Genomic DNA, 12,024 nt, shown 5'->3' with positions numbered 1-12,024 from the left:
CGGCACTCGTGGGCTGGCAGTCGGGCTGAGCCACCGACGGCGTCACGGAGCCGGCGCGGCGGCGAGGAGGCCGGTGGCGCGGTCCGCAGTGAGCACGCCGAGGATGTAGCCGTCCTCGTCGACGACGGGCCAGACCGCCAGGTGCTTGATCCGCATGACTATCGCGGCCAGGGCCAGGCCCATGGTCGGCCAGGCGAACGGGCCGCGCTGGCGGATGGCCGCGCTGATCGCGGTCCGCTCGGTGTCCCAGGAGCGGGTGAGGAACGGGTGGAGTCCGGTGCGGGTGACCAGCCCCTCACACCGGCCGTCGTGGCCGCGGACGAGCAGGTAGTCGAGGCGGGCGCCGCGGAGGACGTCGTCGGCCTGGTCGACGGTGCTGTCGTCGGCTATCTGGTAGTCGCAGGGTTCCATGGCGTCGGCGACCGTGAGGCCGTGGCCGGGCCGTGCGGGCTGAGTCGAGTGAGTGGTCACGGTGTTCACCGTTCCCGTCTCCGGCTGCCCGCCGGAGCGGGATCTGCCGGGCTGTGCTTCACCCAGAACGAAGCCGGAACGGGGACCGGGATGCGGGATGCCCTGGATGTCTCCGAGACTACTCCTGCGGTGGGCAGCTCGGGGGAGGCCGTGGGGGAGTAGCGTGGAACACAACCGAGGACATTCCGCACACCGGCATCAGCGTCGACGTCGCCCCGGGTTATGACGGGTCCCTCGTGGACCGGACGGGCGGCTTCGCATGATGCCGATTCCTTTCCCGACTTCTTCCTCTTCCGGCCCGTGGACAGTGTCCGGTGCGCCGCTGCTGCCGCGCTTGGAGCTGGAGCCGACGATGGCGCGGGAGGGCGTCTTCGACGGGGCCTGGTGGCCCCGCTCGAACCACGTCCTCGCCGAACTGCCGGACCTGATCACCGCGCTCGGCGCCCACTTCGGGCGCATCGTCCGGGTCGGCCTCGACACCGCGGCCTGGGACAGTGTGCCCCGGTCCGTCGCGGCGAACGGCCTGACGATCAGGATCAACTGGTTCGCCGGCAGCGACGCGACGATCAGCGTCACCCGGGGATTCCAGGACCACTTCCTGCTGCTGGTGGTGCCGCCCGGCACCGCCCCGGACATGGCCGCCTCGGCGATGGCCGGCGCCTCCGTGACCGGTAACCACACCCCGGCGGCAGAACTCCTGCTCGCCTGAACGGCCGTTCCCGCGGCGGTCCGCGTCGGCATGCCGAGCAGGAGGAGGACGGCCGAGGCGGTGGGGCGGGGAGGAATCCGTCGCGAACGCCCGCCTCGGCGCGCACCAGGCGCGGTCGCCCGCCCGGCGAGCGACCACGCCGGAGCCGATCGATGATGGAAGTCCAGGGGCACGCGACGTTCGAGAGCGGCGTATGCGAGAGCGGCGTATGGCTGTGTGGCATGTCCGGGACTTCACACCGGACGACCTCGAAGCGATGGTCCGGCTCGACGCCGAGAGCGCCACCACGGATCACGCCGCCGTCTTCCGCCTCTCCGACGTGGTCGCCGCGTTGCAGGCACGGAATCCGAGCGTCGTCGTGGTGGCCGACGGACATCTCGTGGGCGCGGCGGTGGGCCGGGTGGACGGGGACCGGGCATGGGTGCTGCGCATCGCCCTGCACCCCGCCTGGCGGAACCTGGGCATGGGCACCGCCCTGCTGTCCGCGCTGGAGCATCGTCTGCGGGACGCCGGCGCCAGGATCGTCGCGGCGCTTCTGCCCGATGAGGAGACCGGCGCCACCGCACTGGTCAACTCCGGATTCCAACCCCACCGGGGGCTCACGTACTTCGAGAAGTCGGAGGCCGTCAGTGCCCAGGGCGCGACGGTCCTGGCGATGCTGGGCGCGGTCATGCCCGAAGCCCGTCTCTGGGAGCGGCTCACGGGCATGGCCGACGAGAAGCGGCTCATCGAACGGCGACTGGTGCTGCCCCTGGCGAACCCCGAGCTGGCGGACGCCCATGGAGTGGAACCGCCCCGCGCGGTCGTGCTGTTCGGTCCGCCGGGCACGGGCAAGAGCACGTTCGCCAAGGCCGTGGCCGGTCGGCTCGGCTGGCCGTTCATCGAGATCTTCCCCTCCCGGCTCGCCTCCGAGGACGGGCTGGCCACCGGACTCAGCCGCCGCTTCGAAGAGGTGGTGCAGCTCGACCATGTGCTGCTCTTCATCGACGAGGTCGAGGAGGTCGCCGGTACGCGCAGCCTCGCCGCCCCAGCGTCGGTCGGCGTGGTCAACGAACTCCTCAAGTCGATCGTGCGGTTCCGTGAGCGCGACGGCCGGCTCCTCGTCTGCGCCACCAACTCGGTGGCCGCCCTGGACCCGGCGTTCCTGCGCCACGGCCGGTTCGACTACGTCCTGCCGGTCGGGCCGCCCGATGTCACGGCCCGCGACGCGCTGTGGGCCGGCTACACCGCGAAAACGGGTACCGCCGCCGACACGGCGGTCCTCGCCGAAGCCAGCGAGGGCTTCACTCCCGCCGACATCAGGCAGGTCGCCATGGCGGTCGCCCAGAGCGCGTTCGAGCACACGCTGGACACGGGGGAGCGGACCCAACCCAGTACTCAGGACTATCTGGACGCCATCCACCGCACCCGTCCGACCGTTTCCGAGGAGATGGCCCGGGAGTTCGCCGACCAGGCGGTCCGTTACGGGCGCGTCTGAGGGGCCGCCCTCGTCGTCGCTCGGTGTCCGTCCGAAGGCGCCGGGCGGAAACCCGACGGGGCAACCGTCGTCGGGGCCTGCGGTTCGCCCGGAGCGGATCGCCGCCAGTACGTCCGTCAGTACTCGGAGCCGCTTCGCAGGTAGGTGCCCACGACCTGGAGCCACGCCCCGGAGCTGAAGCACGCCTCGATCCGGTGCGGCGTGTCCTCGAAGACCCGCAGGACGCGCAGCGCGCCGCTCGGGTGCAGGTCGTACTCGAAGGTGACGCCGTCGTCCGTGCCGTCCTCGTACTGCAGGTCCAGCGGTCCCTTCGACGGCTCCGCCGGGGCGCGGGCGTCGGCCGAGAGTTTCACGTAGACGGACATCTCTGCGTCCTGCCTTTCCTGTCCGCTGGAGGAGCCGGGCCCACGAGGCCGTTCCTCAGGTCTCTTCGCCCGGCGGTTCGGAGCCGATGCCGAGGGCGACGAGGATCTGCCGTGCCGAGTCGCTTCCGCCTGCCTCGACCGCGCGGGCCATCGCGGCCAGGGCCGCCTCCTGGCTCGCCTGCGGGGGGACGACGAGCAGGCTGAAGTGATCGCGGTCGCCCCGCGTGACGATCACCGTGTCGTCACCGACCGGGTACCGGTCGATGTGCACCGACCGGCCGTCGACGACCAGCCGGGCCGGTACGTCGTCCCAGGCTTCCGTGTCCAGGCCGACGCTCGCGACGGGGCCGAGGTGTTCGGTCAACGCGCGGACCAGACCAGGCAGTTCGGCGCCGACGTCCCGTGAACGCGGCCACCATGCACCGTCGAGCACACCCTCGCGCGACTGGGTGGTCTCCAGGCGCAACAGGACCGTCCCGGGCTTCGCGGCCTGCCGGAACCGGTCCGGCAGAAGTCCCGGGAACGCAGCACCGGCTTCGTCCGACATGGCCCGCCACCTATCCGCGGACGCGGCCCAGCCCCCGCTGAGCGAGGGCCGACCCTCGGGGGAGCGGCGGCTCCGGCCGCTCCGATATCCCCACGGTACTCCGCCCGCACCGGGCCGGCCCGGCCGGTCACGAAAGCCCTGGTCGGGGCCGGTGCGTCAGTGCCACTCGATCAGGAAGAGGGTGGCGTCGTCGCTCGTGCGCCCGCCCCGCTTCTCCTTCAGGACGTGGGAGAGCGCGCGGACCACGGCCCGCACCCCGTCCTGCGAGCGCTCGACGCGGTTGACCCAGTCGATGAGCTGCTCCTCCCCGAACTGCTCCCCGCCGGCCTCGCGCTCCTCGACCAGGCCGTCGGTGAAGCACAGCACCCGGTCACCGTGCCGCAGCACCCGCTCGCTGATCACCGGCTCCTCACCGCCGAACCCGACCGGCAGGGTGGTGGCGCTCTCCAACCGTTCGACGACGACGTGGTCGCGGATCAGCAGCGGCTGGGGATGGCCGGCGTTGACCCGCTGCAGGTGGCCGGTCCCGGTGTCCAGGCGCATCATCTGCGCGGTGACGAAGTGGTCCGGCCCGAACTGCTCGGCGATGGCCCGGTCCATGAACGCGTAGATCTCGGCCAGCCCGATGTCGGCGCGCCGGGCGTGCCGGTACGCGCCGATGGCCACGGTCGCCATGGTCGCGGCGTCCAGCCCGTGGCCCATCGCGTCGATCGTGGCGACGTGCAGGAGGCCGTCGTTGAGCGCGTAGTCGAAGCTGTCCCCGGCCACCTGGTAGGCCGGTTCGAGGATGCCGGCCACGGCGACCCGGGGAACGGCCATCGACAGCGGTGGCAGCAGCGACCACTGGATCTCGGCGGCCACGCTCATCGGTTCGAGGCGCCGGGCCTGGAAGATCCGGTCGGTGTAGCCGCTCTTGGTGACCAGCAGATCGGCGACCAGGGCGGCGAGGCGCCGCAGCCGCCGCCGGTCGTCCTCGTCGACGGCATCCAGGGTGAGGGCCAGTACCCCCACCTCGTCGCCGCCGTCCAGCAACGGCAGGTACACCCGCACCCCGTCGGCCTGCGGTTCCTCGACGGCGGCACCGCGCAGGAAGGCCGCACCCGCGGGGGAGCCGTCGATCGGCACCGGCTCCCCGGCGGCCAACCCCCGCCCCGGCAACGGCGCCAGCACCACTTGGCCGTAGTCCTGCAGCAGCAGCGCCGGGTCACGGCCGCCGAACCTGCGCACCGCGTCGGCGACCAGCGGGGCGATCAGCCGGGGCGGCAGCTCGTGGGCCTGATCGAGCAGTGCCCCCAGCAGGTGTTCGCCGTGCCCCTCCGACCGGTCCGGTTGCGCTGCGCCGGACAGCTGCTCGCCGCTCATCCTTGCTCACCGCCGTCCTACTCCCGCCGCGGGCACTCGACACCGGCTTGATCAACCCCGACACCCGGGTGCAGTTCGCCGGGGCAGGTCCTTCCATTACGCCCGACGGCGGTGCATTGCGCCCTTCGGCCACGTCTCGCGGACGCGGGCCTCCGAGCGGACGACTCCGGCGCGTGCCAGATGCGTGCCAGAACGGGCGGTGGTCGACGGGCAGCAGTGGTCTGCGCCGGGTGTCCGAAGGGGTCGACCGCGGCTGTATTCTCGCAGGTCATGGGCCATTTTCGGCCCGGAGGCCCAGAGATTCCCAAGCTTAGAGCGCGAGTTCGATTCTCGTCGCACGCTCCACTACCGAAAGCCGCAGGTCACATGACCTGCGGCTTTCGCGTTGTCGGGGCCGGGGCGGCCCGGGCGGGGTCAGTGGGGGTGGACCCAGGTGGGGGTCCAGGTGTCCGGGGTGGCGGGGGCGGTGGCGAGGTGGGCGCGGAGGGTGGGGAGGGCGGGGTGGGGGTTGTCGCGGTGCCAGAGGAGTGAGTGGGGGTAGACGGGGGTCGGGTCGGTCACCGGGATGCGGCGCAGGCCGTGGCCGGCGGGCCAGACGAGGCGGGTCCGCTCGCTCATGAAGGTGGCCAGGGCCGGGGTGTCGGCGACGGTGTCGAGGAGGGCGTCGGAGCCGAAGTTGGGGCCAGTGGACTCGATGGTGAGGCCGAACTCGGCGACGAGGTCGTCGTAGTAGGCGCCCCACTCGCTGCCGGGGACGATGCCGGGCATCCAGATCCGGTGGCCGACCAGGTCGGCGACGGTCACCGCCCTGGCGTCCGCCAGGGCGTGGGCGGGGCCGGTGAGGAGCTGGAGGGGTTCGTCGAGGACCCGGACGGACTCGATGTCCTCGGGGAGCGGCCGGCCGGGCATGGCGACGGCGCGGAAGGAGGCGTCGATGGTGCCGGAGCGGATGGCGGCGACGGCGGTCTCGATGTCGAGCAGCATCAGCACGTCGAGCTCGATCCCGGGGTGGGCGCGGTGGAAGTCGCGCATCAGGCCCGAGGCCGCGCCGCGCGAGTTGATCACGTCGACGCGCAGCGGGCGGCGGCCGGCGCGCACGGACGCGACCGCGCGCTCGGCGGCGCGCAGCAGCTCGCGCGCGTGGGGCAGGAAGGCCTGTCCGTCGATGGTGAGTTCGGCGCCGCGCGGGGTGCGGGTGAACAGTCGGACGCCGAGGTCGCGCTCCAGTGCGGCGACGCGCTTGGAGACGGCCTGCTGGGTGACGGCCAGGTCGACGGCGGCCTTCTGGAACTGGCCGGCTTCGGCGATGGCGGCGAAGGTGCGCACTGCTTCGAGGTCCACGCCGACCCACCCTAGGGAACAACCACTGGTTGTGCAGGAGGGGTGAGGCGGTTGTTTGACCCCTTGTCCTGGCGTCGGATTGGCTCTCCCCGGTCAACCGCGGTTTGTGCAGTCGGACGTCGAGTCGAGGGGAGCGCACCGCGGATGAGGGGCGGGAGACGGTTGGGCCGGCCGTTCGGCCGGCTGTGGGCGGCGTACGCGGTGAGCGCGTACGGGTCCGGGCTGGGGTTCGGGGCGCTGCCGCTGATCGCGGTCCTGGTGCTGCACGCCGGGCCGGCCGAGGTGTCCGCGTTGTCGGCGGTGGGGCCCGCGGTGGGCGCGCTGGTCGCGGTGCCGCTCGCGCCGTGGGTGGAGTTCCGGCGCAAGCGCCCGGTCATGATCGCGATGGACCTGGTCCGGTTCGCGGCCATGGCGACGATCCCGGTCGCCTACGCCTTCGGCCTGCTCGGCTTCGTCCAGCTGCTCGTGGTGTCGGTGGTGGTCGCCGCGGCCAGGATCGCGTTCGGCGCGGCCAGTGGCGCGTACCTCAAGGCCATCGTCCGGCCGGACGACCTGCTGGTGGCCAACGCCCGCCTGGAGTCCACGAACTGGAGCTCCATCGCGGTCGGGCCGCCGCTGGGCGGGGCGGCGGTCGGCCGGTTCGGGCCGGTCACCACGGTGGTGGCCGACGCGCTCAGCTACCTGCTCTCCGCGCTGTGGATCACCGCGATCCGTGGCCGGGAGGAGGCGCCGCGGCGGGCCGGCGGGAGTTCGGTCCGAGCCGGAACGGTGCTCGACGGCTGGCGGCACATCACGGGTGACCCCGGGCTGCGGGCGCTCTACCTCAACAACCTGCTCGTCGCCGGTCTGATCATGGCCACCGAGCCGGTGCTCGCGGTGCTCCTGCTGCGCCAACTCCACTTCGCCCCGTGGCAGTACGGCCTCGCCTTCGCGGCGCCCTGCCTCGGCGGGCTGATCGGCTCCCGGCTGGCCCGGCGGGTGGTGGAGCGGTACGGCCGGGACCGGGTGCTCCGGACCGTCGGCACCCTGCGCGCCGTCTGGCTGATCGGCCTGGTCTTCGTCCGGCCCGGCGTGGTCGGCCTCGTCACCGTGATGGCCGTCGAGCTGGCGATCATCGTCAACATGAGCCTGTTCAACCCGGTGCTCGCCACCTACCGGCTCGAACGCACGCCCGAGCACCTCCTCGCCCGCACCCTGTCCGCCTGGTCGATCGGGCAGCAGGCGTCCGTCGCCGTCTGCACCGCGCTCGGCGGGCTGCTCGCCGACGCCACCGGCCCGCGCACCGCCCTCACGGTCGCGGGACTGCTCATCCTGGCCACCCCGTTCCTGCTGCCCCGGGCCGACCGGACGCGGTCGGAAGCCGTGCCGGACGACCCGGCGGCACGGAGGTCACCCGTCTGAGCGTCGACCGGCCGCGCTGCCAGAGGGACGGTACGGCGGCAGCCGCGGGTCGGTGGACCCGCGGCTGCCGCGGGCTCGGGCGCAGGAGCGCCCGAGCGGGGATCAGTGGCGGGCGGCGAGCTCCTCCAGCGTGGCGACCAGGGCGGCCGGGGCGGGCAGGGCGGTGTTGACGGACTGCAGACGCTGGGCGGCGTCGCGGAGCGCGGGGTCGGTGAGGACGCGTTCGAGCAGCGGGGTGTCGACGGCGTCGGAGGCGGAGCTCAGCGCGGCGCCGGTGGCGGTGAGGGCCTCGGCGTTGAGGAAGTGGTCCGCGCCCTGCGGGAGCAGCAGCTGGGGCAGGCCGGCCTGGACGGCGGTCAGCATGGTGCCCGAGCCGCCGTGGTGGATCAGCGCGTCGGCCTGGCTGAGCAGTTCGTTGAGCGGGACCCAGGGCAGGCCGCGGACGTTGTCGGGCAGGGTGCCGAGCGGAGCGAGGTCGGCGCCGCCGACCGCGAGCAGGAAGTCGGCGTCGACCTCGGCCGCCGCCTGGACCATGCGGACCACCGCGCGGACGCCGTCGAGCTCGGAGAGCACGGTGCCCAGGGTGACGACCGCCCGCGGACGGTCGGGCTTGCGGAGGAACTCGGCGGGGACGACGCCGCCGCCGTTGTACGGGACGTAGCGCATCGCGAGGCCGTCCGGGTCGCCGCCGAGCGGGCCGACGTTGAGCGTCGCGGCGATCGACGGCCCGGCCAGGCCCCACTCCTGGTACAGGTCGGGCACGTGCGAGGCCACCAGTTCGGCCATGGAACGGCCGGGACTGGCACCGAAGTTGTGCACGACCGACGGGATCCTGAGCCGGGTGGCGACCAGCGGGGCGGCGGAGTGGAAGGCATCGTGGACGATCAGGTCGGCGCCCCAGTCGGTGGCGGCCGCCAGCAGGCCGTCGACGTCGGGGCGGGAGGCGTACGCGAACATCGCGGCCGCCATGTCGAAGATCTCTTCCTGGGTCTTGTCCTGGTTGACGTACTGGACCCGGCCGCCGAGACGCTCCTCGACGATCTCCCGCAGGGTCCGGCCGTCGCCGATCTCCACGACCGGGAAGCCCGAGGGCCGGATCATGTCGAGCGGCTGTGCGCCGGCGAACAGCACCTCGTGCCCTGCGGCGCGCAGCGCCTGGGCGGTGGGCACCATCGGGTAGAGGTGACCGGCCGCGGCGGGGCCGGTGAAGAGTATGCGCATGGTCTTCTCCTTGCGAATGTTTCCGACAAGGCAGTCTCACCTTTCAAGTTGACGTTCAGTCAATTCGATATGAATCACCATGCGTGGTAATCGGCCGTTCTGGGACGGGGCTTGCCTCTCGGGTGTCGGTGTGCTCCTCGCGTCGGTCGCCCGGTGCGGGCGGGCGGGTCGGATTGCTCGGGCGGGTCGGATTGCTCGGGCGGCCGGATCGTTCAGGCGGCGGCGAGGAACTCCCGGACGGCGCCGGTGAACGCCCCGGTCTCCTCGGCGAGCACGATGTGGCCGGTGTCGAACTCGGCGTAGGCGCTGCCGGGCAGGGCGGCGTGCAGCCGGCGGGCGTTCTCCACCGGGACGGTGGCGTCCCGGGTGCAGCCGATCACCAGGGTGGGGGCCTGGACGCGCGGGAGCAGCGGGCCGAGGTCGAGGGCCAGGTTGAGGGCGATGTGCCGCAGGGTGCCCGGAGTCGGCCGCAGGTAGGCGGTGTTGGCCTGGACGGCGGCGCGCCCGATCCGGTCGAGGAAGCCGCGGCTGAAGGCGGTGAGGGTGGCGTAGCCGCCGAACGCGGCGGGGTGGTCGGCGAGCGAGAGCCAGGTGGCCATGGAGAGCCGCAGGTACTCGTCCTGCTCCGCGCTGATCCAGCCGGCCGCGGCGACCAGGCGGCGGACCCGCCCGGGGTGCAGGGCGGCGGTCGCGGTGGCGACGACGGCGCCGAGCGAGAAGCCGAGGACGTCGGCGGGACCGCGGCCGGCGTCCTCGATCACGGCGGCGACCTGGGCGGCCAGGGTCTCCAGGGTGAGCGGAGCGCCGTCGTCCTCGGCGGCCTCGCTGCCGGAGAGGTCGGGCAGCAGCACGGTGTAGCGGTCGGTGAAGGCGTCCAGCAGGCCGTCCCACATGGCGGAGCCGGGGCCGGTGCCGTGCACCAGGACGAGGGTGTCGGGGCCGTCGCCGACGACGCGGTAGGGGATGCGGGCGGTGTCGACGGTGATGACGGGCATGGCGGGTCCTCTCGATGGCCGGTCAGAAGGCTTGCCTGGGAGGCCGGTCGGCGGTTCGGGCCGCCCGGCCGGCGATAAGTAAACTACACAGTGCAGAGCAGTGATTCAACTGCACCGTGCAGTGCACTATGAACGTGTGGGAACGGTGAGGGACGGGACCGGGAGGGGAACTGCCCGTACCCGTCCGCCGTCCAAGCAGTGACGGAATGCCTGCCCGGGTTGAACACCGGGAGGAGTACGGAGGGCCCTGTGCAGTCAGGTGGTGCCGAACTGAACCTCGGACGCCCGGGTGGCGGCCCCGGAGGGGCGCGGATCGCGCCGGTTCGCCGACCGGGGTCGAACCCCGGGGTGACGGCCGATCAACTCGACGCCGCCGAACGCTGCGAGACGCTGCTCCAGGACACCCTGGACGCCGTCCGTCCGGCACCGGTCTGGCAGGGGGCGCCCGCGCGGGCCGGAGCGCGGCTGCCGCTGCCGGGGCGCGAGTCGGAACTGCTCTGGTACGTCACCCGCGGCCGGGACCTCCTCACCGTCGTCTCGCTGCCCCGGCGGGCGGTGCTGGCGGACGTGGTGGAGCGGCACTGGCGCCGGCGCGGCTGGACGATCACCTCGCTGAACGCCGACCGGGACCGCCCGGGTGTCGCCGCGACCACCCCGGACGGATACCGGCTGGCGCTGCGCTTCGGGGAGTCGGGCGAGGCCGGGCTGACCGCGAGTTCGCCCGGTGTGGCCCGCTCGGAGCGCGGCCCGGTGCTGTCCGGTGGTGTCGACCGCTGTGCGCCACCGCTGCCGTACGTCCGCTGTCCGCACTGGAGCGCACTGGGCTAGTCGCCCTGGTTGTTCCGGCCGCCCCGGTTGTTCTGACGGTTCCGCCCCGACTGTTCCGGCTGCTCGGGGCCGCTCTCCGGGTGGCGGGCCGGAGCCCGGCCGCAGGGCCGTGGGTGCCGACCGGGGGAGGCGTGGAGCGAGTCCCCCCGGACCCGCTCCACGCCGCCTCACCGCGCGGCTTCGGCGCTGCCGCTCCCCCCGACACCCCGGCAAACCCGCCGATCCCCCCTGGCCACACCCTCCGGCGAGAGTGGTCCGCACAGGCCCCGGCGAGCCCCCACCCGGGGACGTCGTGATCTCACGCTAACAAACCGCGTGGTTGGTTTGTCAATAGTGAAATCCATGAAACATCCACATTGTGACGAAGGGCTCGGCAGTGGCCGGATAGGCCTCGTACCAGGGATTTGTGGCCGTGCCGGGGTGGTCCGCCCGCCCACCCCCGCCCGCGCCGGGCGGGGGTGGGCGGGGGCGCGCACCGGACGGAATCCGACATTCCGAGCATCATGGCAGCACGCAGTGACACCGGACGGGCGCCCAGCGCAGCCGGGGGAGGGGCGGAGCGGGCGGGCTCAGCGGAGCAGCCGGCGCTCCTTCGCCACCGCCACCGCGCCCGCCCGGGTGTCCACGCCCAACTTGTCGTAGATCCGGCCGAGGTGAGTCTTCACGGTGGCCTCGCTGATGAACAGCGCCCGGGCGATCTCCCGGTTTCCCAGCCCCTGAGCCAGCTGTTCGAGGATGTCCTGCTCGCGCTCGGTCAGCTGCGGCGAGGGAGCCCGCATCTGTGCCATCACCCGCGAGGCGACCGGCGGGGAGAGCACCGTCCGGCCCTGTGCGGCCGCGTGCACGGCGGCGAAGAGTTCCTCCGGGCGCTCGGCCTTCAGCAGGTAGCCGGTGGCACCGGCGGCGATGGCCCGGGTGATGTCGGCGTCGGTGTCGTAGGTGGTGAGCACCAGGACGTGCGGCCCGCCCGGGGCGGCGGTGATCCGCCGGGTGGCCTCCACCCCGTCGATGCCGTCGCCGAGTTGGAGGTCCATCAGCACGACCTGGGGCGCCAGCCGGGCGGCCAGCGCGACGGCCTCCTCGCCGGTGCTCGCCTCGCCGACCACCTCGATGTCGCCGGCGCTCGCCAGCAGTGCCAACAGGCCGGCCCGCACCACGGCGTGGTCGTCGCAGACCAGCAGTCGGACGGGAGCCGTCCGGGCGGGAGTCGTGCGGGCGGGGCTCGTGCTCATGGCTGCTCCAGGGTCATCGCTGTTTCTGACCGGTCGGTGCTCCTGCTGATCGCCGCTCCGGGCTGATCGTCGCTC

12 protein-coding genes are annotated in these 12,024 nt (G+C 73.0%); 4 read left to right on the top strand and 8 right to left on the bottom strand.

The features are described from left to right. Positions 1-42: 42 nt before the first annotated feature. Entirely contained in the window at positions 43-471 is a 429-nt protein-coding gene (locus ACWDBB_RS01990; protein ID WP_449787794.1) for a CBS domain-containing protein, read from the bottom strand. A gap of 307 nt (positions 472-778) precedes the next feature. Here ACWDBB_RS01990 and ACWDBB_RS01985 point away from each other — a divergent pair, with 307 nt between their 5' ends. Together ACWDBB_RS01985 and ACWDBB_RS01980 are read left to right on the top strand one after the other, a co-directional pair. Beyond that, positions 779-1,180, top strand: a complete 402-nt coding sequence (locus ACWDBB_RS01985) for a DUF5994 family protein (RefSeq protein WP_449787793.1) — start codon at positions 779-781, stop codon at positions 1,178-1,180. Between the two features lie 208 nt (positions 1,181-1,388). Next, on the top strand, positions 1,389-2,657 hold the full coding sequence (locus ACWDBB_RS01980; protein ID WP_449787792.1) for an ATP-binding protein: 1,269 nt from the start codon (positions 1,389-1,391) through the stop codon (positions 2,655-2,657). A 116-nt stretch (positions 2,658-2,773) separates the two neighbouring features. On the opposite strand, the gene ACWDBB_RS01975 is transcribed toward ACWDBB_RS01980, so the two are convergent. The 4 genes from ACWDBB_RS01975 to ACWDBB_RS01960 all read right to left on the bottom strand — a co-directional run bounded on the left by ACWDBB_RS01975 (position 2,774) and on the right by ACWDBB_RS01960 (position 6,272). Then, the gene (locus tag ACWDBB_RS01975) at positions 2,774-3,022 is read right to left on the bottom strand and encodes a hypothetical protein (RefSeq protein ID WP_449787791.1); all 249 of its coding nucleotides are present in this window, start codon (positions 3,020-3,022) and stop codon (positions 2,774-2,776) included. Positions 3,023-3,077: 55 nt separating this feature from the next. Continuing rightward, positions 3,078-3,569: a DUF5994 family protein gene (locus ACWDBB_RS01970; protein ID WP_449787790.1), complete on the bottom strand. Its 492-nt coding sequence runs from the start codon at positions 3,567-3,569 to the stop codon at positions 3,078-3,080. A 156-nt stretch (positions 3,570-3,725) separates the two neighbouring features. After that, positions 3,726-4,931: a PP2C family protein-serine/threonine phosphatase gene (locus ACWDBB_RS01965; RefSeq protein ID WP_449787789.1), complete on the bottom strand. Its 1,206-nt coding sequence runs from the start codon at positions 4,929-4,931 to the stop codon at positions 3,726-3,728. 414 nt (positions 4,932-5,345) lie between these two features. Beyond that, positions 5,346-6,272: a LysR family transcriptional regulator gene (locus tag ACWDBB_RS01960; protein WP_449787788.1), complete on the bottom strand. Its 927-nt coding sequence runs from the start codon at positions 6,270-6,272 to the stop codon at positions 5,346-5,348. Positions 6,273-6,416: 144 nt separating this feature from the next. Here ACWDBB_RS01960 and ACWDBB_RS01955 point away from each other — a divergent pair, with 144 nt between their 5' ends. Further along, complete coding sequence (locus ACWDBB_RS01955; RefSeq protein WP_449787787.1) at positions 6,417-7,673, top strand: MFS transporter; 1,257 nt, start codon at positions 6,417-6,419, stop codon at positions 7,671-7,673. A 102-nt stretch (positions 7,674-7,775) separates the two neighbouring features. Here ACWDBB_RS01955 and ACWDBB_RS01950 read toward each other — a convergent pair whose 3' ends face one another. Both ACWDBB_RS01950 and ACWDBB_RS01945 read right to left on the bottom strand, forming a co-directional pair. Further along, complete coding sequence (locus ACWDBB_RS01950; RefSeq protein ID WP_449787786.1) at positions 7,776-8,894, bottom strand: nucleotide disphospho-sugar-binding domain-containing protein; 1,119 nt, start codon at positions 8,892-8,894, stop codon at positions 7,776-7,778. A gap of 212 nt (positions 8,895-9,106) precedes the next feature. Next, complete coding sequence (locus tag ACWDBB_RS01945) at positions 9,107-9,889, bottom strand: alpha/beta fold hydrolase (RefSeq protein WP_449787785.1); 783 nt, start codon at positions 9,887-9,889, stop codon at positions 9,107-9,109. A 348-nt stretch (positions 9,890-10,237) separates the two neighbouring features. On the opposite strand from ACWDBB_RS01945, the gene ACWDBB_RS01940 reads away from it, so the two are divergent. Continuing rightward, the gene (locus tag ACWDBB_RS01940) at positions 10,238-10,717 is read left to right on the top strand and encodes a hypothetical protein (protein ID WP_449787784.1); all 480 of its coding nucleotides are present in this window, start codon (positions 10,238-10,240) and stop codon (positions 10,715-10,717) included. 569 nt (positions 10,718-11,286) lie between these two features. On the opposite strand, the gene ACWDBB_RS01935 is transcribed toward ACWDBB_RS01940, so the two are convergent. Then, entirely contained in the window at positions 11,287-11,949 is a 663-nt protein-coding gene (locus ACWDBB_RS01935; protein WP_449787783.1) for a response regulator, read from the bottom strand. Positions 11,950-12,024: the final 75 nt, after the last annotated feature.

The sequence above is a fragment of the Kitasatospora sp. NPDC001095 genome, assembly GCF_053598615.1.
This window is presented reverse-complemented; position numbering and strand designations above follow the sequence as displayed.